The 23,129-nt window shown below is 57.9% G+C and carries 20 protein-coding genes and 1 other RNA gene; 7 read left to right on the top strand and 14 right to left on the bottom strand.

The features are described 5' to 3' along the window. Nucleotides 1-34: 34 nt before the first annotated feature. The 6 genes from ABYM29_RS02540 to grpE form a co-directional block, all read right to left on the bottom strand. Nucleotides 35-463, bottom strand: coding sequence for an acyl-CoA thioesterase (locus ABYM29_RS02540; RefSeq protein WP_372861717.1), 429 nt, complete (start codon nucleotides 461-463; stop codon nucleotides 35-37). A gap of 3 nt (nucleotides 464-466) precedes the next feature. Then, on the bottom strand, nucleotides 467-1,279 hold the full coding sequence (dapB, locus tag ABYM29_RS02535) for a 4-hydroxy-tetrahydrodipicolinate reductase (protein WP_372861715.1): 813 nt from the start codon (nucleotides 1,277-1,279) through the stop codon (nucleotides 467-469). A gap of 11 nt (nucleotides 1,280-1,290) precedes the next feature. Then, complete coding sequence (locus tag ABYM29_RS02530) at nucleotides 1,291-2,661, bottom strand: YihY/virulence factor BrkB family protein (protein WP_372861712.1); 1,371 nt, start codon at nucleotides 2,659-2,661, stop codon at nucleotides 1,291-1,293. A gap of 81 nt (nucleotides 2,662-2,742) precedes the next feature. Beyond that, entirely contained in the window at nucleotides 2,743-3,870 is a 1,128-nt protein-coding gene (gene dnaJ / locus ABYM29_RS02525; RefSeq protein ID WP_372861710.1) for a molecular chaperone DnaJ, read from the bottom strand. A 186-nt stretch (nucleotides 3,871-4,056) separates the two neighbouring features. After that, nucleotides 4,057-5,982, bottom strand: a complete 1,926-nt coding sequence (gene dnaK, locus ABYM29_RS02520; RefSeq protein WP_372861708.1) for a molecular chaperone DnaK — start codon at nucleotides 5,980-5,982, stop codon at nucleotides 4,057-4,059. A 135-nt stretch (nucleotides 5,983-6,117) separates the two neighbouring features. Further along, nucleotides 6,118-6,690 (bottom strand): nucleotide exchange factor GrpE, encoded by a 573-nt coding sequence (gene grpE / locus ABYM29_RS02515; RefSeq protein ID WP_372861705.1) that lies wholly within the window; start codon nucleotides 6,688-6,690, stop codon nucleotides 6,118-6,120. A gap of 208 nt (nucleotides 6,691-6,898) precedes the next feature. On the opposite strand from grpE, the gene recN reads away from it, so the two are divergent. Continuing rightward, nucleotides 6,899-8,566 (top strand): DNA repair protein RecN, encoded by a 1,668-nt coding sequence (gene recN / locus ABYM29_RS02510; protein WP_372861703.1) that lies wholly within the window; start codon nucleotides 6,899-6,901, stop codon nucleotides 8,564-8,566. A 57-nt stretch (nucleotides 8,567-8,623) separates the two neighbouring features. On the opposite strand, the gene fur is transcribed toward recN, so the two are convergent. Beyond that, on the bottom strand, nucleotides 8,624-9,040 hold the full coding sequence (gene fur, locus ABYM29_RS02505) for a ferric iron uptake transcriptional regulator (RefSeq protein WP_372861701.1): 417 nt from the start codon (nucleotides 9,038-9,040) through the stop codon (nucleotides 8,624-8,626). Between the two features lie 74 nt (nucleotides 9,041-9,114). Here fur and ABYM29_RS02500 point away from each other — a divergent pair, with 74 nt between their 5' ends. Then, nucleotides 9,115-9,519, top strand: a complete 405-nt coding sequence (locus ABYM29_RS02500; RefSeq protein WP_372861698.1) for an outer membrane protein assembly factor BamE — start codon at nucleotides 9,115-9,117, stop codon at nucleotides 9,517-9,519. Between the two features lie 7 nt (nucleotides 9,520-9,526). On the opposite strand, the gene ABYM29_RS02495 is transcribed toward ABYM29_RS02500, so the two are convergent. The 3 genes from ABYM29_RS02495 to ABYM29_RS02485 are packed head-to-tail and all read right to left on the bottom strand — an operon-like array spanning nucleotide 9,527 to nucleotide 11,655. Then, nucleotides 9,527-9,838, bottom strand: a complete 312-nt coding sequence (locus tag ABYM29_RS02495) for an RnfH family protein (RefSeq protein ID WP_372861696.1) — start codon at nucleotides 9,836-9,838, stop codon at nucleotides 9,527-9,529. Continuing rightward, nucleotides 9,828-10,262: a type II toxin-antitoxin system RatA family toxin gene (locus ABYM29_RS02490; RefSeq protein ID WP_372861694.1), complete on the bottom strand. Its 435-nt coding sequence runs from the start codon at nucleotides 10,260-10,262 to the stop codon at nucleotides 9,828-9,830. Before ABYM29_RS02490 ends, ABYM29_RS02495 begins: the two co-directional genes overlap by 11 nt. A 22-nt stretch (nucleotides 10,263-10,284) precedes the next feature. Further along, nucleotides 10,285-11,655 (bottom strand): sodium-dependent transporter, encoded by a 1,371-nt coding sequence (locus tag ABYM29_RS02485; protein ID WP_372861692.1) that lies wholly within the window; start codon nucleotides 11,653-11,655, stop codon nucleotides 10,285-10,287. Nucleotides 11,656-11,742: 87 nt separating this feature from the next. Between ABYM29_RS02485 and smpB the strand changes: the two genes are divergently transcribed. The 3 genes from smpB to ABYM29_RS02470 are packed head-to-tail and all read left to right on the top strand — an operon-like array spanning nucleotide 11,743 to nucleotide 13,390. Further along, nucleotides 11,743-12,222: an SsrA-binding protein SmpB gene (smpB, locus tag ABYM29_RS02480; RefSeq protein WP_372861689.1), complete on the top strand. Its 480-nt coding sequence runs from the start codon at nucleotides 11,743-11,745 to the stop codon at nucleotides 12,220-12,222. 19 nt (nucleotides 12,223-12,241) lie between these two features. Further along, a complete protein-coding gene (locus ABYM29_RS02475; protein WP_372861687.1) occupies nucleotides 12,242-12,739 on the top strand; it encodes a histidine phosphatase family protein in 498 nt (165 codons plus the stop codon). A 27-nt stretch (nucleotides 12,740-12,766) separates the two neighbouring features. Then, nucleotides 12,767-13,390 carry a methyltransferase gene (locus tag ABYM29_RS02470; protein ID WP_372861684.1) on the top strand — a complete coding sequence of 208 codons (624 nt, stop codon included), beginning with the start codon at nucleotides 12,767-12,769 and terminating at the stop codon, nucleotides 13,388-13,390. Here the strand turns inward: ABYM29_RS02470 and ppk1 are convergent. Beyond that, entirely contained in the window at nucleotides 13,387-15,516 is a 2,130-nt protein-coding gene (gene ppk1 / locus ABYM29_RS02465; protein ID WP_372861682.1) for a polyphosphate kinase 1, read from the bottom strand. The two genes, ABYM29_RS02470 and ppk1, sit on opposite strands and share 4 nt — an antisense overlap. 139 nt (nucleotides 15,517-15,655) lie before the next feature. Between ppk1 and ppx the strand changes: the two genes are divergently transcribed. Both ppx and ssrA read left to right on the top strand, forming a co-directional pair. Continuing rightward, complete coding sequence (gene ppx, locus ABYM29_RS02460; RefSeq protein ID WP_372861679.1) at nucleotides 15,656-17,164, top strand: exopolyphosphatase; 1,509 nt, start codon at nucleotides 15,656-15,658, stop codon at nucleotides 17,162-17,164. Nucleotides 17,165-17,217: 53 nt separating this feature from the next. Next, nucleotides 17,218-17,577, top strand: a transfer-messenger RNA (tmRNA) gene (ssrA, locus tag ABYM29_RS02455). 58 nt (nucleotides 17,578-17,635) lie between these two features. Here ssrA and ABYM29_RS02450 read toward each other — a convergent pair. From ABYM29_RS02450 to ABYM29_RS02440, 3 genes are all read right to left on the bottom strand, one after another. Then, nucleotides 17,636-18,610, bottom strand: coding sequence for a DUF169 domain-containing protein (locus tag ABYM29_RS02450; protein WP_372861676.1), 975 nt, complete (start codon nucleotides 18,608-18,610; stop codon nucleotides 17,636-17,638). An 84-nt stretch (nucleotides 18,611-18,694) separates the two neighbouring features. Continuing rightward, nucleotides 18,695-21,334: a TonB-dependent receptor gene (locus ABYM29_RS02445; RefSeq protein WP_372861674.1), complete on the bottom strand. Its 2,640-nt coding sequence runs from the start codon at nucleotides 21,332-21,334 to the stop codon at nucleotides 18,695-18,697. A 66-nt stretch (nucleotides 21,335-21,400) separates the two neighbouring features. Further along, nucleotides 21,401-22,222, bottom strand: coding sequence for a hypothetical protein (locus ABYM29_RS02440; RefSeq protein ID WP_372861671.1), 822 nt, complete (start codon nucleotides 22,220-22,222; stop codon nucleotides 21,401-21,403). Nucleotides 22,223-23,129 lie beyond the last annotated feature (907 nt).

Genomic DNA, 23,129 nt, shown 5'->3' with positions numbered 1-23,129 from the left:
GACTGCAGCTAGCGGCGGGCCGTTAATGTAACTATTACGCCTTGAGCGCCGCCAGCAATTCCGCCGGCGCATCGACCGCACGACCACTCTGCAGGGACATCATCAAATGGGCGGTTTTTGCCAGCGCCACCAGCCGGCCGCTCAGCGACTCCGTCACACGGTAGGCAATGTCAAAACCACAGCGATGAAAGTCATTGGCCGCCACCTCAAAACACAGGGTTTCACCGTAGTGCGCCTCACTCAGATAGCGCACCGCCATATCGGCATTGACCATCGCCAGACCGTCGTCGCGACCGCCCTCACGCACCCCCCGCCCAGACAGGAAACGACCGCGAGCCTCGTTGAGCAGGCCGATCAGCGCATCGTTACCCAAATGGTTGCCCGCGTTAATGTGGCTGCGCAGCAGGGCAATCTCCGTGCGAAAGACAAAGGCCTCAGGCAGACTAAATTCCAGCTTTGCCACGCCCTAACCCGCCTTCAGCCCCAACACATCCTGCATGTCGTAACGACCAGCAGCCTGAGCACTCAACCAAATCGCCGCGCGCACCGCACCGCGACCAAAAGACATACGCGAGCTGGCCTTGTGCGTAATCTCCACGCGCTCGCCATCGGCACAGAACATCACCGTGTGATCGCCGACAATATCGCCGGCGCGCACCGTGGCAAAACCAATGGTGTCGCGCTCGCGGGCACCGGTCTGACCCTCGCGACCGTATACCGCCACCTTGTCCAGGTCGCGACCCAGCGCATCGGCCACCACCTGACCCATGCTCAGCGCCGTACCCGACGGCGCATCCACCTTGTGGCGGTGGTGGGCCTCGTAGACCTCAATATCCACATCGTCGCCCAATACCCGCGCCGCCATGTCCAGCAGGGTAAAGCAGAGGTTAACGCCAGTACTGAAATTCGATGCCTGGCAGACCGCGATCGGCGCGACCAAGCGTTCCAACTCAAGTTTCTGCTCGGCATCAAAACCGGTGGTACCAATCACCATCCCCTTGCCTGCCGCCGCGCAGACCGCTGCGTTCGCCAGGGTTGCCTGCGGCGCAGTAAAGTCGATCAGCACATCAAAGTCGGCCGCGACCTGGGCAATATCGCCCACCACCGCCACACCACACTTCCCCAGGCCCGCCAGCTCACCTGCATCGGCACCAATCAGGCTACTTTCCGGGCGCTCGATCGCCGCCGCCAACTCACAACCCTCCGCCAGCGAAATCGCCTCTATCAAGGTCTTACCCATACGCCCTGCGGCACCGGTCACAGCAATCTTTACAGTCATAACACGTCCAATTACTTACTATTAGTTATCAACACCGGCGACACATCTTCAGTCCCCAGCGCCATCTCTTTCACACTGACATCCGCCAATGCCGCATCAACGGCTCCGTCGATCTTGCGACGAATCTCGGCCACGCCGTTTACCTCACGGCGGCGCCCAGCACCACCAAACACCGCGTCCCCACCCTCGTTGCGCACGGCATCAAGCACATCTCGCAAGCTCACCGCCTCCAGCGGCGCACTGGGCAAATAGCGCGGCGGGTCCTCGTGGTTCTCCGTCACCAGGCCGGCGCGATCCAGGGCGCGCAACACCCTCGCCACCCCCTGGATCTGCACCCGCAGTCGCAACACATAATCGGAGGCCGTCATCGGCCGGCGCCCCTCGTAATAGCGCTGCGCCAAAACCGCCATAATTTCCAGCGCCAAATCTTCCTGCTGGCGGATACTCATGTCGCCACTGCGTCGCGAGGGCACCACATATTCCGGATGCTGAACATAGAAAGCAACGCTGCTGCCGACCAACAGAATCAACCAACTGATGTACATCCACATCATAAACAGGATCAAAATGGCAAAACCCGAATAAATCGCGTAGGTACCACTGTCGCTGGCCGACACCACCACACTGCCAAAGCCCCAGCCCAGACTCTGAAACAACACCCCGGATACCAAGCCCGCCATCGCTCCGGCACGGAAGGTCACCCGAGTATTGGGAATAAACATATAGAAGAAGGTAAAGGCCGCGATGATCATCACATAGGGCGCAACCGCCGTAAGCACCGCCACCAGCTGAGCAACGAAAGGCAAGTACTCACTTGCCTCCTCGACCGCACCACCACTGAGTACGCTGGCCGACAAACCGATAGCCGAGAACACCAGCAGCGGCCCAATCAGCATCACACTGCCGTAATCCGCAAAACGTCGACCAATACTGCGGTGCTGCTCAAGTCGCCAGATATAGTTAAAGGTCGCCTCAATTTTCTGGATCAGCGACAACGCCGTATAAAACAGCAGCGCAATACCAAAGGTACCGAGCACACCGATTTTGACATTGTCGATAAAGCCGATGATCTTCTCGGTAATCTCAACACCCTTCTCTCCCATCGGCGCCAGAAACTGCAGCATGATGGGCTCCAGCTGCTTATTGTGCATGCCGAAGGCCTTTAGCACCGAAAAGCTGACCGCCAACATCGGCACCAGCGACAGCAAGGTGGTATACACCAAACTCATCGCCCGCAGCGTCAGCTCACCCTTGGCAAGGTCATCCAACACCACATAGACATAGCGCAAGGCGTGAATCGCGCGCTGGCGCAGCGGACTGTAGTCCGCCACCGCTGGCGACCACAGCCGCTGAGCAACAAAATGATTGAGGGTTTTTTCCATAAATCGTCGTCCAACCCGAAGTACAGGGTCTCAGGATGGAGAAAAAAAAGGGGTAAGTCGAGAGGGGCCGAAGCCCCGCCCTTACAACTTCATCTCGTCGAAGAAATCCTTCACGCCGTCAAACCAGCTCTTCTTGCGCGGCGACTGCTTGTCATCGCCGTCGAGGCTCGCCTGAAACTCTTCCAGCAACTCCCTCTGGCGCTTGTTCAAAGAGACCGGCGTTTCAACTACCACTCGACAAATCAGGTCGCCCGTACTGCCGCCGCGCACCGGCGCAATGCCCTTGCCGCGCAGTCGGAAAGACTTGCCAGTCTGCGTCTCCGCAGGAATTTTCAACTTTACACGGCCATCCAGCGTCGGCACATCCAGTTCGCCACCCAGCGCCGCATCGGCAAAGCCAATGGGCACTTCGCAGTGCAAGTGCTTGCCGTCGCGCTTGAAGATGGGGTGAGGGCGCACCGACATCTGCACGTACAAGTCACCGGCCGGGCCACCATCTGGACTGGCCTCGCCTTCACCACCCAGGCGAATCCGATCGCCGGTATCCACCCCTGGCGGCACTTTCACCGACAGCGTTTTAGTTTCCTCAACCCGGCCCTGGCCGCGACAGTCACGGCAAGGATCAGAAATAATCGTGCCACTGCCGCGACAATTTGGACAAGTCTGCTGCACAGCAAAAAATCCTTGCTGCATACGCACCTGCCCCACCCCATTACAGGTACCGCAAGTCAGCGGCGAAGACCCCTTCTTGGCACCACTGCCGTCGCAGCTCTTGCAGCCCACCAGACTGGGAATACGGATCTTCGCCGTGGTGCCGCGCACCGCCTGCTCGAGATCAATCTCCAGGGTGTAGCGCAGATCCGCGCCGCGCTGCGGGCCGCGCTGACGACCGCCGCCACCGCCACCAAAAATATCGCCGAACACGTCGCCGAAAATATCACTAAAGCCCGCACCGCCACCGCCGCCGAAGCCGCCGGCACCGCCGCCCACCGCCTCGTGACCAAAGCGATCATAGGTAGAGCGCTTTTCCGCATCCGACAGCACTTCGTAGGCCTCAGTGGCCTCCTTAAAAATATCTTCCGCCCTGGGGTCATCCGGATTGCGGTCCGGGTGATTTTTCATGGCAATACGACGATAGGCTTTCTTAATTTCCTTCTCGTCGGCGTCCCGGGCCACGCCCAAAATTTCGTAGTAATCGCGTTTTGACATTGGCTCGCTTCACGCTTGACCGGCAGCGGGAGCCGCTGACACAGCCCCACAATCGGTATATAAATTTAAACTCTCAACACACGCGAAACGGGAGTGGGCAAAACGCCCTGCAAAACCATCAGGCTTTAGCGTCCCCCGTCTCCCGTTCGGCAATCCGCAAGGCGGGGCCAAAGCCCCGCACAATACTTACTTCTTGTCGTCGTCTTTGACTTCCTCAAACTCAGCGTCGACCACATCGTCGCCAGCCGCAGAGCTCTCGGCCTGCTCACCGGTAGCCGCCTCAGCTTCGGCGGCCTGCTCGGCGTACATCTTCTGCGCCAAACTCGCCGATGCCTCACCCAGCTCCTTGCTCGCCGCTTCAATGGCCTCCACGTCGTCGCCTTTCAGTGCCTCGTCGACCTTGACCAGCGCCGCCTCAATCGCCGACTTCTCGTCGTCGCTGGCTTTATCGCCCGCTTCCTCGAGTGTCTTGCGGGTGGCGTTCGCCAAACCCTCGGCGTTGTTGCGCGCTGTCACCAGAGCCTCGAACTTCTTATCAGCCTCGGCATTGGCTTCTGCGTCGCGCACCATTTGCTCGATCTCGTCCTCATTCAAGCCGCTGGAAGCGGTGATGCGGATCGACTGCTCTTTACCTGTGGCCTTGTCTTTGGCCGACACGTGCAAAATACCGTTGGCGTCGATATCGAAGGTCACCTCGATCTGCGGCAAACCGCGCGGCGCCGGCGGGATATCGGCCAGGTCAAAGCGGCCCAGCGACTTGTTGGCCGAAGCCTGCTTGCGCTCACCCTGCACGACGTGAATGGTCACCGCCGTCTGATTGTCTTCAGCCGTCGAGAACACCTGCGACTTCTTGGTCGGGATGGTGGTGTTCTTCTCGATCAGCGGCGTGGCCACGCCACCCATGGTCTCAATACCCAGGCTCAGCGGGGTCACATCGAGCAGCAATACGTCTTTCACGTCGCCAGACAGCACCGCACCCTGCAGCGCGGCACCCATGGCTACCGCCTCATCGGGGTTCACGTCACGGCGCGGCTCTTTGCCAAAAAACTCGGTCACTTTGGCCTGCACCAACGGCATGCGGGTCTGACCACCGACCAGAATCACCTCATCAACCTCGGAGGCCGACAGGTTGGCGTCCTGCAGAGCGATCTTCATCGGCTCCAGCGAACGCTTCACCAGGTCTTCCACCAGCGACTCCAACTTGGCGCGGCTCAGCTTCACCACCAAGTGCTTGGGGCCGGTGGCATCAGCAGTGATATACGGCAGGTTTACTTCAGTTTGCTGGCTGGATGACAGCTCAATTTTCGCCTTCTCAGCGGCTTCTTTCAGGCGCTGCACTGCCAGTGAATCGCCCTTCAGATCGATGCCGTTTTCTTTCTTAAACTCTTCCGCCAGATAGTCGATCAGGCGCATATCAAAATCTTCACCACCCAGGAAGGTGTCACCATTGGTCGACAACACTTCAAACTGGTGCTCGCCATCCACTTCGGCGATCTCAATGATGGAAATATCGAAAGTACCACCACCCAGGTCGTAAACCGCTACTGTGCGATCGCCCTTGGCCTTGTCCATACCATAGGCCAGTGCCGCCGCAGTCGGCTCATTGATGATCCGCTTCACTTCCAAACCGGCAATACGGCCGGCATCTTTAGTGGCCTGACGCTGTGAATCATTGAAGTAAGCCGGCACGGTGATAACCGCCTCGGTCACTTTCTCGCCCAGGTAGTCCTCGGCGGTCTTTTTCATTTTCTTAAGCACTTCCGCAGAAATTTGCGGCGGCGCCATCTTCTCGCCCTTCACTTCAACCCAGGCATCGCCATTATCCGCTTTGCAGATACCGTAGGGCACCATTTTGATATCTTTCTGAACAACATCATCCTCAAAACGGCGGCCAATCAAGCGCTTCACCGCATACAGGGTGTTGTTGGGGTTGGTGACCGCCTGGCGCTTGGCGCTTTGACCCACCAGAATTTCTTTGTCGTCGGTATAGGCGACAATAGACGGCGTGGTACGGCCGCCTTCGGCATTTTCAATAACCTTTACCTTGTCACCATCCATAACCGCCACACAGGAGTTGGTGGTTCCGAGGTCGATACCAATAATTTTAGCCATAACTGCTCTCCGCATTCGCTATTTACTGCGCGGGGCGCACTGCCCCCAATTCTGTACTCTTGCTGTAGATATTGGCCCATATCGGCAAACTTCAAGGCCCTTGGACACATCTCCCAGCGTAATTAGTTGGCGGACTTAGTCCGCCTTAGCCACCACCACCATTGCGGCGCGCAATAGGCGGCCGTTAAGGGTGTAACCCTTCTGCATCACATCGATCACCGTATTGGGCTCAACACTCGGGTTGGGCACCATCGCCATCGCCTCGTGAAACTCAGGGTCAAAGGGCTGACCCATCGGGTCGATACGCTCGACGTTGTGCCGCGCCAGTGCGTCGAGTAACGACTTGCGCGTCAACTCGACACCTTCCAAAATCGGCTTCAGCGCCTCGTCCTCGGCATCGGCCGCCGCCAGTGCGCGGTCGAGATTATCTGCCACGCTCAACACATCGCCGGCAAACTTTTCCAAAGCAAATTTACGGGCATTCTCGGCATCCTTCTCCGCCCGGCGGCGCACATTTTGCGCCTCGGCAACCGCGCGCAGGGCCTGCTCTTTAGCGTCAGCCGCCTCCTGGCGGGCCGCCTCCAGCTGCCCCTGCAGATCCCCACTCTCCACTTCAACCTCAGCGGCCGGCTCACTCTGCGGAGCTTGATCCAACTGTTCAGACGACGATTCCTCTGCCACCTGCGCCTTATCTTGTTCCTCTGCCACTCTCGCAGCCTCCTATTAAGCAACGCGGCACTGCCGCTGCAATACCTATACACCCCGCTGCGGGGCGAGCTTCCCCGTCTATGGGGGCGCCGCTGGCGTTTTCAAGGCCGCGGGCAATTTTTTAACCGTCGACCAACCGACAGGCTTGAGTCCCCACTACCAACTACTGTATAAATAACCAGACCTTTATACCTCGGGAGCCACCGCCATGCTGGTTCATCTAAGCATCAGCAACTTTGCCATCACCGAAGCCCTGGAAATCGAGCTACAAGCCGGCATGACCGTGCTCACCGGCGAAACCGGCGCCGGCAAATCCATCATGCTCGACGCCCTGGGACTGACCCTGGGCGACCGCGCCGACAACAGCGTGGTGCGCGCCGGAACGGAGCGCGCCGATATCCATGCGGAATTTGATATCCGCGACATCCCCCGCGCCCGCCAGTGGCTGCGCGAACGCGAGCTGCTGGCCGGCGACGAGTGCATGATGCGCCGAGTCATTACCAAGGAGGGTCGCTCGCGCGCCTATATTAACGGCCAGCCGGCGACCGTACAGGACGCCCGCGAACTCGGCGGCCTGCTGATCGACATCCACAGCCAACACGCCCACCAGTCACTGCTAAAAAAATCACATCAGCGCGAATTGCTCGACGCCTTTGCCGGTGCCAGCGAACTCAGCGCATCACTGGCAGAAGACTGCAATCACTACCAGCGACTCAGCAAAAAACTGACCGAGCTGGAAAGCCGCCTGGACGAACAGAACGCCCAGGAACAACTGCTGCGCTACCAGCTTGAAGAGCTCGACCGCCTGGACATCCAGCCCGGCGAAATAGAAGAGCTGGAAATCCTCCAAAAACAACTCGCCAATGCCGAGCAGATCCTCGCCGCCAATCACCACAGTCTGGCACTGTGCCGCGAAGGCGAAGTCAATGCCATGGGCATTCTCCACCAGGCGCTGTCATCGCTGAGCAGCTGCCAACACGGCCATCCCGCACAGGAATCGGCCATGTCGCTAATCGAGAGCGCCCGCATTCAAATAGAGGAAGCCGCCAGCGAGCTGCAACGAGTCACCGACGAAACCGAACTCGACCCACAGCGCCTAAAAGAAGTAGAAGAGCGCCTAGACGCCATCTACCAAACCGCCCGCAAACACAAAATACAACCAGAAGAACTGCCCGCCCTGCAGGAATCACTACAGGCACAACTCGAGCAACTGGACGCCACTGACGAAAAGCTGGACAGCCTGCGCAGCGAGCGCAAACAAGTGCTAGACGACTATCGCAGCAAAGCCCAGAAACTCAGCAAACTGCGCCGCAGCGCCGCCGGGAAAATGCAAAAACGCATAGAGGCCAAGCTCGCTGAACTGGCCATGAAACACTGCCGCATCGAGTTCGCCATCAGCCCACTGGCCGACGACCAGCCACACGCCCACGGCGATGAGGACGTGGAGATCCTTATCCGCAGCAATCCCAACGCCGCCATGGGACCACTACACAAAATCGCCTCAGGTGGTGAACTGTCGCGCATCAGCCTGGCCATCCAAGTGGTCACCGCCCAAGTTGCCGCCGTACCCACCGTGGTCTTTGACGAAGTGGATGTCGGCATTGGCGGCGCCACCGCGGAGATCGTCGGCCAGCTGCTTAACGACCTGGGCAAACGCAGTCAGGTGCTGTGCGTCACCCATCAGGCTCAGGTAGCCAGTCAGGGCAATCACCATATCCGCGTGAAGAAGACCGGCAATAAAAACGGCTTGCGCACTGAGTTACAGCCACTGACCGACGACCAAAAAATAGAGGAAATTGCGCGCATGCTCGGCGGCGTTGCCATCACCGAAAACACCCTGGCTCACGCCAGAGAAATGCTGGGTATTCGCCATTAGCCAGAGAGCCGGCAGGCATCGCGCCTGCCGGAACAAACACCATTCAGCAAGACGAGCTTACTTGGCCTTCGGTCGCACGTAGAGCACTAGACTGTGGTCAACCAGCTCGAAACCGCGCTCTTCAACCAGCTTGTGTTGGCGCTGTTCGATCACTTCGTCGTAGAACTCAATGACCTCACCGGTTTCCATACACACAATATGATCGTGGTGCTCGCCTTTCGCCAACTCAAAAACGGAGTGCCCCGCCTCAAAGTTATGTCTCACCACCAAACCTGCGGCTTCGAACTGAGTCAGCACCCGGTACACGGTGGCCAGCCCCACATCTTCACCAGACTCCATCAGCGACCGGTACACATCCTCAGCACTGAAGTGCTGGTTTTCAGCTTCGGCCTGTTCAAGCAACTGAAGAATTTTCACCCGGGGCAGGGTGACTTTAAGTCCCGCCTTGCGGAGCTCTTGATTTTCGCTTGACATAAAGCACTGACCTTAGCGTTGTGTTGAGGTTTGCGCTATTATCCCCGCCTCTGCGAGCGATTGGAACCCTGACTATGTTTTTGCGTATTGCCACTGCCAGCCTGCTTCTGCTGCTCAGCGCCTGTAGCTCTCTGGAGTTTCCCGGCGTCTACCGACTGCCGATAGACCAGGGCAATATCGTCACCCAGGAAATGGTTGATCAACTGGAAATCGGCATGAGCCGCAGCCAGGTAGAATATGTCATGGGCTCACCGCTCATTCGCGACAGCTTTAATCCAGATCGCTGGGATTACGTTTATACCCTGAATCAAGATGGCAAGCCCGCCGAGCGCAACCAGCTCAGCGCCTTCTTCGAAGGCGACACACTGGTGCGCATCGTCACCGACGTCAGCCCCTCTGCCGAAGGCAAAATCGGCACACAGTCACCGGCCCCAGAAGCAACGCCAGAGCCCGCGAAAGACCCGCAGCAAGCGCAATAAGCCCCGCTCAAGCCTCCCGGCGCGCCTTAGCTTTCGCGGCGCGCTGCTTGCGCACCTCTTTGGGGTCGGCAATCAGCGGTCGATAGATTTCCACCCGATCGCCGTCCTTCAGCACCTCGACATCCGGCTTGCTAACCACCTTGCCGAACACACCGACATCAGCGGCCAACAGATCCAAGCCGGGAAACTGCTTATCCAGCCCCGACTGCATCACCGCCTCGCGCACGGTCGTGCCGCTGGGCAGCTCCAATGCCATAATGCGCTGCTTGTCAGGCAGCGCATAGGCCACTTCAACATGTATCGTCTGATTATTTTCCATATAGCTCATTCGCACGTTTGACTAGGGCATCGACCAAATTATTAGCCACCGAGTTAAACAACTGCCGGGTCGCCGCCCCCACCAGCGCGCCGCTCAAGGCAAAGCGCAATTGCAGACTCACCTTGCAGGCCTTGTCACCCAGGGCCAGTAACTGCCATTCACCGCGCAGCTTCTCAAAGGGGCCGTCGACCAGATCCAACGCAATAGCCCGCGGCGGCGTCAGCGTATTGCGAGTAGTAAAACTCATTCGAATCCCCGCCCGCGACAGATCCAAACGCGCCTCCATACTATTGTCATCGACAGCCAAAACTTCGGCGCCGACACAGCCGTCCATATACTCGGGGTAGGCCGCCACATCATTAATCAGCTGGAAGATTGCTTCTGATGAGTATGGCAGCAAGGCACTGCGGCGAATATCGTTCATGCGGAGGGTTTCCGGTGTTCAGTTACATCTGAAGGCGCTGGTACAAGCCCGCAGACAGCAGACACAGTAGCGCTAACGGCGCAATATACCGCAACAACACCAACCAAAGCCAAAAAAAGCCCCGCTTCAGCCAGTGATCGCGACTGCCATACACCGCGGCGGGCACCCGCCAGGCCGCAAACAGCACAAAACACAGGGCACACAGCGGCAATAAAATATTAGCCACCAGAATATCCAGCCACTCCATAACCCCGCGCGACCACAGCATCAGCGATGTTCCCGGCTGCAGTGACATCAGCGCCGCATCCCCCACCAACATCACCGACAGCCCCGCGGCTCCGGCCGCCAACCAGCGCGGCAGCGCCCAGCGTTCGACCAGATAGGCGACCACCGGCTCCAGCAGCGCCACCACCGTCGTCAGCGCCAGGATACTCAACAACACATAAAAGCCAGTGCCGGCAATATCGCCAAACACCAAATTGCCAAAGCTGTACGGCAGACTGACAAACAACAGCGCCGGCCCCTGACCGGCGACAATATGCTGGTCGCTGACCAGCGCAATAATCATCAAGCCGCCGAGCAGCATCACCGCCGTATCAATAAAAACCAAGGCCGTTAGCTGGCGGGTGATCGAACGCCCCGAAGGAAAATACGCGCCATAGGCCATCAGCGCTGCCGTGCCCAATGCCAGGGCAAAAAACGCCTGCTGCAAGGCCGACAATAGCCCCCACCAGGAAAAGTCTGCCGGCCGGAACTCAAACAGCGCGCGCCACGCCGCCGCGTAATCACCCAGCTCGTAACTGAAGTACAACAAGCTCAGCATCACCAGCAACATCACCGGCAGCAGAATACGCAGCACCATCGCCATGCCGCGATTAACGCTGACCGACGACAGCAGCACCGCCAGCAGTAAAAACAGCCGGTGCGAGTCCCGCATCAGCTCTGGCGAGGCCAGCAGCTGCTGAAACTCCGCCGCCACAGTGTCCAAGCTGGCAGCATCCATTAATCCCGAGGACATTTTGCCGATATAACTCAGCAGCCAGCTCGCAGCAACACTGAGGTTGGCGGCCAGTAACAAGGCGGACAACGCCGCCAACTGAGTCACTAACGACCAGTGACGGAATACCCCGGAAGCATGCGCCAGTTGATCTACCGCGTGGATGGGGTTGGCGCGGGCGCGCACCGCGATGCGCACCTCGGCGACCGCCACCGGCAGCATCACCAGTAACAAAAAGGCGATATACGCCAGCAAATACACCGCACCACCTTGGGCGGCGACCTGCTGGGGGGCGATCCAAAAGTTGCCAAGACTGACAACCAGTCCGGTCGCCGCCGCCAAAAAAGTCCAGCGACTCGACCAGATACCCTGGACTTTGTTTTTAATGAGGGCCATATACCGCCGCAGGAAAGTGTTCAAAGCAGCGCTCTTTTTACCTGAGCGCCATAGGTTTTGCCAGCCAGTCACTCTATAATCGCCGGCATGAGTAAAAAGAAACCAGCAACGAACAGCGGCACCATCGCCCTCAACAAGAAGGCGAAGCACGACTACCACCTCACAGAAAAATTTGAGGCCGGGCTAGCCCTGCGTGGCTGGGAGGTAAAAAGCCTGCGCCAGGGCAAGGTGCAAATCACCGACACCTATGTGCTGCTCAAGGACGGCGAAGCCTTCTTGCTGGGCGGCAATATTACACCGCTACTGAGCGCCTCCAGCCACGTCGTCACCGACCCCAGCCGCACGCGCAAGCTCTTGCTTCACGCCAAGGAACTGCGCACACTGGAGGAGGCGACCCAGCAAAAGGGCTACACTTGCGTGTGTACCGCCCTGTACTGGAAAAAGCACCTGATCAAAGCAGAAATCGCGCTCGCCAAAGGTAAAAAAGACCACGACAAGCGCGAGACGGAAAAAAACCGCGACTGGGATCGCCAAAAGCAGCGCGTATTGCGCCAACACAATTCATGAGCGAAGCACGCCTGAGCCAATGAAAACTCTCTATCTGCTGCGGCACGCCAAATCCAGCTGGGACGACGATCAGCTCAACGACGCCGATCGCCCCCTCACCCGCCGCGGCAAGCGCGACTGCGCCCTGGTCGCCCAGGAGCTGGAGCGCAGCCAGCGCCATTTCCAGCACGTGTTCTGCAGCACCGCCACTCGCTGCCTCGAGACCCTGGCGCGCTTTCGCGCCGAGTCCGACGTGCTCGACCAGGCGGAAATCCACCCCGTTGAAGCGCTGTACACCTTCGAACTGCAAAACCTGCTGAGCTGGCTAAAGGAACTGGGCAACCAGCATGACCAGGCCCTCATCATCGGCCACAACCCGGCGCTGCGCGAACTGATCAACTACCTCTACCACGGCAAGCTCGACCACCTCGGCACCTGCACCTTTGTCGAGCTGGAGGTCAATGTGGAATACTGGGACCAGCTGCGCACCGACAGCGCCAAACTGGTTGAACTGATCCGCCCCAAGCAACTGCGCTAACTCCAGGCACAAGGAAATCGTCGCCGCATGAGCGAACCCGAGGTTCTCAAGAACATCCGCATCGTTCACGATGTCCTGATTCTGAAAAAAAGCCACAAACTGGTTCGCCGCATGCAGCGCGCCCTGGCCGAGCCGGAAATACACGGCTACCAGGTGTGGGGCTCGTCTTTCCTGATCATGGATTACCTGCTGCAACACCCGCCGCGCAGTGGCAGCAAGATCATGGAGATCGGCTGCGGCTGGGGTATCCTCGGCATTTTCTGCGCCCAGCACTTCAAGGCAAAAGTCACCGCCGTGGATGCCGACGAGCACGTCTTCCCCTACCTCGACGCCCACGCCCTGCTCAATGACGTCAGCATTAAACAGCGCGTAGCCCGCTACGAAGAATTGACCGCCGCCGACATGAAGGGACACAAAGTCTTGCTCGGCGGCGACATCTGCTTTTGGCCAAAACTGGTGCAACCGCTGTTCGAGGCCATTGAAACCGCACTGGCAGCCGGGGTAAAAACGGTGATCATCGCCGACCCCGGCCGGCCGCCCTTTCACAAGCTGGCGCGCAAATGCGAGAAGGCCTTTGGCGCCGAGCTACTTGAGTGGCAGGTAACAACACCGAAATCGATGAGCGGCGAACTGCTCGTCATTCAGCGCTAATCGGCCGATTTTTTCTTGGCCTTCTTAGGCTTGCTGCGCGGCCGGTAATCCAGCTTTGCCAGGCGCGGCAGCTTTCCCGTTTCCAGGTAGCTGTGAATCTGCAGCTGTGAACGCAATTTCTGTGCGCTTTTTTTCCGCGGCCGGAAGTCATTGCTCTGCGCGGCATCAATCACCCGCGCCTTCACATTGTCAGCCCACTGAATATCAATAATATTCTGAATGCGCTGCTGCAGCGCCGGGCTGTAAATGGGGCAGCTCACCTCAACGCGAAAATCGATATTGCGGGTCATTAAATCGGCGGAGGAAATAAAATACTTTGGCTGGCCAGCATTGTGGAAGATATACACCCGCGGGTGCTCCAGAAAACCGTCGACGATGCTGATCGCCTCAATATTGTCGCTCAGCCCCGCCACCCCCGGCACCAGCGAGCACATGCCGCGCACAATCAGTCGCACCGGCACCCCGGCCTGACTGGCCGTATACAGGCGGTCAACCAGCTCGCGATCCACCAAATTATTGCACTTCAAGGTGATCCCGCAGTCCTCGCCGCGGCGGGCGGCGGCGATCTCGGCGTCCACATGCTCCAACACCCGGTCGCGGCTGTTCAGTGGCGACACCGCCAGGTGCTTAAACTCGTGGCGCTTGTAGGTGTAGGCAATAAAATCAAACACCTTCGCCACCTCATCACCGATCTCCTGATCGTAGGTCAGCAGGCTGAAATCGGTATACACCTCGGCGGTTTTTTCATTGAAGTTGCCGGTACCCACGTGGCTGTAGTACTTCTGCACACTGCCTTCCTGACGGGCAATGGAAATCAGCTTGCTGTGCACCTTCAGCCCCGGCACCCCCAGAATGACATTCGCCCCGCCGTCGGTCAGACGCTGCGACAGGGCAATATTGGCCTCCTCGTCAAAACGCGCCTGCAGCTCCACCACCACCGTCACCTCCTTGTGGTTGGCCACCGCATTCAACAGCGCATCCACCACATGGGAATTCGACGCCACCCGATACAGGCTGATGCGAATCGACTTTACCGCCGGGTCAATCGCCGCGGTCTTTAACAAGTCGGTCAGGTAGTCAAAGCTGTGGTAGGGGTAAAACAGCAGGATATCCTGCTCGCGCATACAGCTCAGAATATTGTCGGCGGCGTCGATCTCCGGCACCCGTATTTTGGGCAGCGGCTTGCTGTCCAAATAAGCCGGCCCGAGATTGGGGAAGCCCATAAAATCCTTGGAATTGTGATAGCGCCCGCCGGGAATCATCGAGTCCAGGCGGCCAATCCCCAGCCGGCGCACTAGGTACTCCAGCAGATCATTGGGCATTTGCGCATCGTAGACAAAGCGCACCGGGTCGCCCTTGCGGCGGCGCTTCAAACTCAGCGTCATTTTCTCCACAAAGGTCTGGGTCACCTCTTCGCCCAGTTCCAGCTCGGCATCGCGGGTCAGCTTCAGGGTATAGGCCTCGGCCGACTCCAGCGGAAACACCCCGCGAAATACCTGGGGCAGACAAACACGGATAATATTTTCCAGCGCAATCAGCACCTTGCCCTGCTTGCCCCGGCGACCGGGAATGCGCACAAAACGCGAAATACGGACGGTGGGCACCTCCAGCAGGGCAAAGCGAGTCTGCCCTTGGCAGCTCAGTTTAATAGCCAAATAGATCGACGCATCATTGAGTTCCGGCATCGGCGTGGCGTCATCCAGCACAATCGGCACCAGCTCCTGCTGAATCTGCGCATTAAAATACTCGCGCACATAGGCGGTCTGGGCCTCATCGAGCTGCTTCTCGTTAATGACATAAATCTTGCGGCGGCGCAGCTCCTTTAAATTGGCGTTGTAAATCGACTCGAAACGCTGCTGCAGCCGCAGCACCTTTTGCCGAATTTCCTCCAGCAGCGCCTTGTACTCCTCCTGCTTAGACGGGGTAGAAAACGCCGCCAGGCGCCGCACATCGGCCACCCGCACCCGAAAAAACTCGTCGAGATTATTAGAGAAAATCCCCAGGTAGCGGATGCGCTGAATAATCGGCACCGTCGGGTCAGCCGCCTCCTGTAACACCCGGTCGTTGAAGGACAGCCAGCTCAGCTCCTTGGCCACCCAAGCCCGTTCGCCGTTCGTATCGCTCATACCACCTACCTTTTCCGTTTAGGGAGCGCCTGCGCGCACAGCAGCCTAGCCCGCCGATATGTCACCCTGATGACAGTGTACGACGGTCGCATTTGCCCTGCACAGGCCTTACACTCATTGCTCACAAGGGATTTTTTGCATGGCACAGAACAGCGACTCCTACGCCGCCCTCGACATTGGCTCAAACAGTTTTCACCTGCTGATTGCCAGCTTTCAAGACGACAAACTCCGTATTATCGACCGCCACAAAGACATGGTACGCCTGGCCGCCGGCCTCAGCGACGACGGCGAACTCAGCGACGCCGCCCAGCAGCGCGCGCTCGACAGTCTGGCCAAAATCGCCAACCGCCTGCGCGGCGTGCCGCGCCAGCAAATTCGCATCGTTGGCACCAACACCCTGCGCGACGCCACCAACGCCGGCGGCTTTATCCGCCAGGCCGAGGCCCTGCTCGGCGTGCCCATCAATATTATTTCCGGCACCGAAGAGGCCCGCCTGGTTTACCTCGGGGTCGCCAACGACCTCGCCATCGAACAGCAAAAGCGCCTGGTGATCGACATCGGCGGCGGCTCCACCGAACTGGTGGCCGGCAAACGCAGTCCCAAATTGCTCGAAAGCCTCGCCATGGGCTGCGTCAGCTACAGCATGCGCTATTTCGCCAATGGCGAGATCAGCGAAAAAGCCTTCAAGCGTGCTGTCAATGCCGCCCGCCAACAGATCTCCGCCTATGTAGAACCGTTTCGCGGGCAGTGGCAGGAAGTGGTGGGCGCCTCGGGCACCATCCGCGCCATCAGCAAAATTCTCGGTGAACTACAGCTCTGCGATGCCGGCCAGATCACCGCCGACGGCATGCAGGGGCTGAAACGGCAACTGCTCAAGGCCAAACACGTCAGCGCGCTGTCGCTACCCGGCCTCAGCGACGAGCGCCGCGAAGTCTTTCCCGGCGGCTTCGCGGTACTCTACGCCCTGTTTAAAGAAATGGAGCTGAGCGAACTGCATATTTCCAACTACGCCGTGCGCGAGGGCATTGTCTACGACCTCGCGGGCCGACTGCACCACCAAGACCAGCGCGACGACACCATTCGCCAACTGATCGAGCAATACCATATCGACGCCGAACAGGGCAGCCGCATAGCCGAATTGTGCAAACGCTGGCTGCCGGCGCTGGAGCCGCGCATGAACAGCGACTACCAAGAGGCCGAAAAACTGCTGGTCTGGGCCGCCCAATTGCACGAGCTGGGGCTGGCCGTCGCCCACGGCGGCTACCACAAACACGGCGCCTATATCCTCGGCAACGCCGACCTCTCCGGCTTCTCGCGCCAGGAACAGGCGCGCCTGAGCATGCTGGTGCTCAACCACCGGCGCAAACCCAAAACCCTGGGCATCGCCGAATACGGCGTCAATCCCGACTGGATGATGGCCTGCCTGCTGCGCCTGGCCTGCATCTTCTACCGCCGCCGTCAGGCATTCGCACTGACCGACGCCATTAGCCTCAGCAGCCCCAGCGACGACTGCATCAAACTGTCAGTTCCGCAGAACTGGCTGCGCAGCAACCCGCTCACCGCCGCCGACCTCGCCGACGAAGCCGAGCTGCTGAACAAAACCCTGAATATCCGCCTCAAGCTCGATATCCGCCGCGACAAGCACTGAACTTAGCTAGTGCCGCTGCGGTCGAAGTGTTACGATAACTCGTTGCAGAATACGGGGCCGATTTGGATTCGACGCCGGTTACAAAACTCTGTGGTGCATGCCGTGAGGACAGCGAATCACGTTAATCCAAAGCTGTAATTGATATAGTTGCCAACGACGACAACTACGCTCTAGCGGCCTAAACCCCTGCTAGCGGTTGCTACCGGATGCTTGTAAACGGGACGCAACCGTCAGATAGAACAAGCTAGCGGTGACGTTTGTCTGAGACCGATCCGCGAAACCTTTAATCAGAATCGCCAACTACGTCCTGACCGTTGGGCTGTATGCGGCTAAATCAATAAACGGAAACTAAGCATGTAGAGCCCTGAGCGGCGGACTGGCGGACGGGGGTTCAATTCCCCCCGGCTCCACCAACTTAAAAGGGAGAACTGATCGCAGTTCTCCCTTTTTTATTGCCCCGCCTGCCTTAAACTAATTTAAAAACTTCAGGTACTTCCCTGCCCCGGAGCTTTCCATTTGCTCTTCGATAACGGCACGGGTAATCAGTGTATAGCCCTTACTCTCCGCAAAGTCTTCGATATTACCCACAGCGAAACCACGCACAAAGCGCGGCGAGCGCGCCACTAGCTCTATGGCTTCGCACTCCCAGTTCATGCTGATTTTCAGCCCCTTTTCCTTGGCCAGCTTATTGGCGGCGTCGTCGCTGCGCGCGGCCGCCTTGGCTTCTTTAGCGCGTTGACGCTCCCAATATTCGGAGTCTTCCGGCCGAGTCGCCTCGTATATGCCTTTAACATCGGGCATTTCGCCAAACAGCTTAACCAGATTATCGGCCCAGCGAGTGGGGATAATAACGAACAGCTCTTCGGGCTTGAGCTTGTTGTTCATTCGGCCACCCATGTCGCCCGGCGTCAGCACCACATTTTCTTCAAACCAGGGGCTAACGAACAGGTCGGTGCAGAAGGAGCCGCCGGCCGCCGAGGCAGGCTGCACGCCGTCTTCAACAGCGCGCGCTGCGGCAATTTGGCAGGCCCAGGCCGGGGTGCAGACCACCGCGATCCAGTCGATGTTTACGCCCTCGGGCACCTTGTCCAGCGGTGCGGTGCCTATGGCGCGCACCGTGCCCTGGGGCAGCACGGACTTGCCGGAATTGAGGGCATAGGCAGAGTCTTCGTTGTAAACCGGAATATAGTCGGTGAGTATGCGCCCCGAACGGATTTGCTCATTGCCCTCGTGAACACCGGTGATAAAGGCGCCGTGCAAACAATCTTGGTACTCGCGGTCAAAGTAAGCCAACGCGCCATCGTCCATGGCGTGACGCAGTATTTGGCAGGGGTCTACCTTAAAACCCTGGTACTGCGGCGGGATGTCTTTTTCGAACAGGCTAACCGCCACAGCATTGCCGCGAATTTTACCTTCCAGGGCTTTGCAAATTCCCTCGATGTTCATAGTGCCTTCTCCTCTATGCTTAGAGTTAATCGCTATTGTTATTAAGTTTGCTTGTCGTGTAGAGACCTTTAATGCGCTGCGACATCACAGCGCATATTTCACACTGGCTCCGTAAGACGGGCCGGGCAGCTTGCTCACCAGGTACTGATTAAAGATGGTGATGTAAAACGCGTATGAGGCAACATCTTCGTCGAGTATGTTTTTGCCCCACAGATTCACTGTCCAACGATCATCCGGGCTGCTCAGATTCAACGAGGCATTGGTCACGGTGCGCTCGGGTAGCGTGGTGACATTCAGCGGGGTGACAAACTGCTTGGACTGGTAGTTGGCATCCACACGCGCATTCATATGCCAGGCAGAGAACAGCGGAAGATTCAGGTTCAAACCGATATTGGCCTGCTGACGCGAGCTGCGCGGCATTTGATTGCCGCCGACATCACCATCGTCCGGGCACACATCACTGGCGGCGCAATCAACGCGATTGGTAGCCGGCGAGAACACCACACCCTTTTTATAACTGGCGTCGTTGTAGGTGTAACCCAAGTCGATATTGAAGAACCGATTGATGTTGTACATCACCTCCAACTCAATGCCATAGCTGACGGCATCACCCACGTTGGCAATCAAATCACTGCTCGACAGCGAGGCATTAACGGGTGGCTGCGGCCCCTGCAGGTCGCGCCAGTCGATATAAAACAGCGCACCATTAACGATCAAGCTGTTGTGGAAAAAACTGTTTTTCGACCCCACTTCCAGGTTGTAACTTTGCGCTACCTTGTAGGTGAGCTGAGACTCCGCCTCGGCGTTGTTAAAGCCACCGGTTTTCAAGCCCCGCGCCAGCGCCACAAACAGTTTTTGGTCGTCATTGATTTGATAGTCCAGGGTCAAGCGCGGCGTAAAATAGCGATACACCTTGCTGTCCTCGGGCACGATAATGCCGTCGACCAGTGTGGTTTGGTCGGGCCGCCCACTGCCATTGCCGCTCACCGAATCGGGCGGCAGCGGCACGATGGGATCCTCGCCGACGCTGTAGGTGAAGGTCTGGCCATCGGCAATGGCAAAGGAGTCTGTCAGGCGCTTAACACTCTTTTTCTCGATACTGTAACGGCCCTCCAGGGTCGCAGCCAGCCGCTCATTGATATCGATGCTCAGCGAGGCAAACAGTGCGTAAATCTCATCCTCAAACTCCGACCATTCGCCCTTGGCCTTGGCGTGCTGGCGGCTGCCCTGGTCCCACACGATGGGCGCCGTCGCCGTGGCCTCGGTGAGTATCGGCGAGGGCGCCGAGGTGGGCGTATTGCAGTTGTGGATATTTTCTGCGGTGTCGGCATTACACAGCGAGTTCAAAAATAACTGCACCCACTCGGTGTCTTGTACCACCGCGTGATAGAACCCGCCGCTCAGCAACGTGCTTTCACTGGCCAGCCAGTCAAAGCGCAGCTCATTGGAGAAGGTCTTGGCGTCGATATTGGGTCGGCCGCTAAACGAGTTGATACGGGTTATACCGTTCTCGCCACCGAGCAGTGACAGGGGGATATTGGTGGCAATACGCTGGCCCTTTATCGGGTCTTCACCGCCCGGCCCCCCGGTGGTTTCGGAGAAGTGATCGGCGTAGCCAAACAGGTAGTGGGCACTGAGGCTATCCGACAGATCCCAGTCCAGCGCAAAGGTGTAAAAGTCGGTATCGCCCTGCGCACCGATGCCACGCGGATCGATAACGATGCCCGCAACCCGGCGATCGGACACGTCCGAGGCGGCATTGGGCAACTCGCCGCAGTACAGGGTATTGCCCGACACCATTTGATTGCCACTGATATCAGGCTGGGTGGAGTAGTTACAGTTGAGGTCGTTCTCCTCCTCAGTACGCAAGCCAAAGCCGGTGGCCCCCAGGCCGGAAATCATATAACCCGGCTGCGTCTCGCGCAGCACTTCGCTGCGATAGTAGCCCAGTCGCATCGCGAGACTGTCGGTGGCCTGAAAGCTAAGGCCAATATTGATCGCCTCGTCATCCCAGCCACCAAGGCGCCCCCGGGTATTGGGGCCTGCCGGATTGGCGTCGGCCACCGGGTGATCGTTGCGGGTGTGGCCATCGTAGCGACTCAAGCCATAACCGGCCCTCACTAGCCAGCGCCCGTCTTCGGTTATCGGCCCCCCCACGGCGACACGGAGATCTTCACGCTCATCGCTGCCCACCATCAGCGACACATAACCCGACAGCTCGTCACTGGGTAAGGCCGGAATATAATTGACCGCACCCGCGAAGGCATTGCGGCCATACAGGGCATTTTGTGGCCCCTTAACCACCTCGATGCGCTGCATATCGACCAGGCCGATATTGAGCATGCTCTGACGCGGCAGGTACACACCGTCCATAAAAAACGACACATTCTGCACCCTGGCAATGGTGAACTGCGGCGCCAGACCGCGAATAACCGCATTGCTGTGGTGCCCCGAGGTGATGCTGCCATCGAAGGTAAAGCCCGGCGTGGCGGCGGCAATATCTTCCATACCCGTAAAACCGCGCTGGGCCATGTCCTGGGCAGAAAATGGCGTGATCGACACCGGCACATCTTGCAGCGACTCCTGGCGCTTACGTGCGGTGACCACGACCTCTTCCATGCCGTGTCCCGCCGTGGCGGCCTGCTTGACCGCCTGCCCCTCGGCCGCAGCTAACTGAGCCACTGCCAGCGATACCGCCGGCAAGGCTTTTCTCAATGCTCTCATTACGCGCTCCAATAGCACTTTATAGTTTGGCGGCCGCAGCGAGCGGCCCAGCTTGATAGGTATCGACTAGTAAGGTGCGCCTATCGCCTTGAGGTGGGGGTCATTCTCGGGGTCTTCGGCCACATAGCCGCCGCCGTGCACCAGGCCAAACACAAAGGGATGGCGCTTCGCCGGTGGGGTTATCTCCTTGCTCCAAGGCGCCGGCATGCGCATGGCAATCGAGCAGCCGGTCAGAGCCAGCGCCTGCAGGGCGATAAAGATCCAGTAGGCGTCGTAGACCACGAAATAGATCAAGCACAGCGTGACATTGGGAATATGGGTGCAGGGCACTTTCCACTTAATGGTCCAGGCCGTGTCGTGCTCGGGGGCGATATACACGTCCCAATACAGGTCTTGCCAGAGGTACTGCCACACTGAAATCAGACTGTAGGCAAGCAGAAACACCGCCCAGGTTGGCCACTGCGGGCCAATATTGGCGGACATATGCCAAAAGCCGAGAAAACACAGCGGGTAGCTCACGCCCCAGCACAGGCCAAACAGCAATTGGGCGGGAATATCCAATTTACGACCAAAGCGCAGCGTCCACTTGGCCCAGATGCCCCAATAGGCGATCAGCACAAACACCAACAGTGCCGCAGTAAGCGGCAGCCAGTAGCGACTGCTGCTGGCCGCTGCGGGAATAAAGGGCGTTGCCAGTGCCGCTTCTGTCGCCCCGCTAAGCCAGGCAAACAAAAAGCAACAACCGAAATAAATGAAAGCACGCAACCACGCGGCTATCGGCGAAAATACCTCTGCCGGGTGGTTGCGATAGCGCAATACATAGAGCAGCAATAGTGACAGCGTTGCCAGTGCAATACCGGCATGTATTGAATCCAGGTTAATCGCCAAAGTCTGATCCTCCTACCCAGAGCACCAGCAAGGCAGGACGCCCCCAGCAAGCACTCGAAAGTGTAAACATTCTATTGTTATATCTTTATGCAAATAGGGATGCAACTACTTTTTTGCCACCCACCGCCTCACCCCTTGTGCGCCCAATGCGGCAAGCGGCAACGAGCGAGTGGCAAGAAAGGAATAAACGGCATGACAGCTTTACGGACGGCAACCATGCCGCCACGACCCGAGCAATGGGCAGCGTCGTTTACCGTGAAAGAGACTGCCCGTAGGGAAAGGCCCAGCCAAAACCGCCAGGCAATTTGCCTTCTAGACAGGGCTTCGCAGCTCGGAACTGCTTGGGTTAAGATGGGGAAAATGTCTCCATTGAAGGAGGCTATGCCATCATCAAGGAAGCGCTAGTACATGGACGACTCAAAGAGCCCAAGACCTCGTCGGGCAGGCGGAAAATCCTACTTCACCCCCAAGCTATCGAAGCGCTTATCGATCAACACAACCGTGTTGATAAATGCGAGTTCGTATTCACCGACCCAAAATCAGGCCAGCGCTGGGCATCAGACCAACCCTTTAGGAAACGCGTTTGGATACCGGCATTAGAGAACGCTGACGTAAAGTACCGAGAGTGCTATCAAATTAGACATACTTTTGCGTCACAGATGCTCAAGGAAAACGTAAATCCGCTTTGGCTAGCTTCTCATATGGGTCACAGTGATTGGGGAATAATAAGAAAAATTTATGGCAGATGGATTCCACAATAATCCTTCAGAATTATATTTAATAGAGTTTGAGAATGGAACTTCATGGTTCCGTTCAAAAAATGAGAACCTAAATACTTATGTTTTAAAATTTTGGTTTCTTTTAAATAACCAACTATTTCGCATAGCACAAACAGTTCGTACAATGG

Origin of the sequence: Spongiibacter sp. (genome assembly GCF_041602295.1) — a bacterium.
Lineage (GTDB): Bacteria > Pseudomonadota > Gammaproteobacteria > Pseudomonadales > Spongiibacteraceae > Spongiibacter.
This window is presented reverse-complemented; position numbering and strand designations above follow the sequence as displayed.

What these genes read in the sequence shown, in the direction of transcription:
- dapB (WP_372861715.1), bottom strand. Translation starts at nt 1,279, where the DNA reads ATGACTGTAAAGATTGCTGTGACCGGTGCCGCAGGGCGTATGGGTAAG.
- ABYM29_RS02530 (WP_372861712.1), bottom strand. Translation starts at nt 2,661, where the DNA reads ATGGAAAAAACCCTCAATCATTTTGTTGCTCAGCGGCTGTGGTCGCCA.
- dnaJ (WP_372861710.1), bottom strand. Translation starts at nt 3,870, where the DNA reads ATGTCAAAACGCGATTACTACGAAATTTTGGGCGTGGCCCGGGACGCC.
- dnaK (WP_372861708.1), bottom strand. Translation starts at nt 5,982, where the DNA reads ATGGCTAAAATTATTGGTATCGACCTCGGAACCACCAACTCCTGTGTG.
- recN (WP_372861703.1), top strand. Translation starts at nt 6,899, where the DNA reads ATGCTGGTTCATCTAAGCATCAGCAACTTTGCCATCACCGAAGCCCTG.
- fur (WP_372861701.1), bottom strand. Translation starts at nt 9,040, where the DNA reads ATGTCAAGCGAAAATCAAGAGCTCCGCAAGGCGGGACTTAAAGTCACC.
- ABYM29_RS02500 (WP_372861698.1), top strand. Translation starts at nt 9,115, where the DNA reads ATGTTTTTGCGTATTGCCACTGCCAGCCTGCTTCTGCTGCTCAGCGCC.
- ABYM29_RS02495 (WP_372861696.1), bottom strand. Translation starts at nt 9,838, where the DNA reads ATGGAAAATAATCAGACGATACATGTTGAAGTGGCCTATGCGCTGCCT.
- ABYM29_RS02490 (WP_372861694.1), bottom strand. Translation starts at nt 10,262, where the DNA reads ATGAACGATATTCGCCGCAGTGCCTTGCTGCCATACTCATCAGAAGCA.
- ABYM29_RS02485 (WP_372861692.1), bottom strand. Translation starts at nt 11,655, where the DNA reads ATGGCCCTCATTAAAAACAAAGTCCAGGGTATCTGGTCGAGTCGCTGG.
- smpB (WP_372861689.1), top strand. Translation starts at nt 11,743, where the DNA reads ATGAGTAAAAAGAAACCAGCAACGAACAGCGGCACCATCGCCCTCAAC.
- ABYM29_RS02475 (WP_372861687.1), top strand. Translation starts at nt 12,242, where the DNA reads ATGAAAACTCTCTATCTGCTGCGGCACGCCAAATCCAGCTGGGACGAC.
- ABYM29_RS02470 (WP_372861684.1), top strand. Translation starts at nt 12,767, where the DNA reads ATGAGCGAACCCGAGGTTCTCAAGAACATCCGCATCGTTCACGATGTC.
- ppk1 (WP_372861682.1), bottom strand. Translation starts at nt 15,516, where the DNA reads ATGAGCGATACGAACGGCGAACGGGCTTGGGTGGCCAAGGAGCTGAGC.
- ppx (WP_372861679.1), top strand. Translation starts at nt 15,656, where the DNA reads ATGGCACAGAACAGCGACTCCTACGCCGCCCTCGACATTGGCTCAAAC.
- ABYM29_RS02450 (WP_372861676.1), bottom strand. Translation starts at nt 18,610, where the DNA reads ATGAACATCGAGGGAATTTGCAAAGCCCTGGAAGGTAAAATTCGCGGC.
- ABYM29_RS02445 (WP_372861674.1), bottom strand. Translation starts at nt 21,334, where the DNA reads ATGAGAGCATTGAGAAAAGCCTTGCCGGCGGTATCGCTGGCAGTGGCT.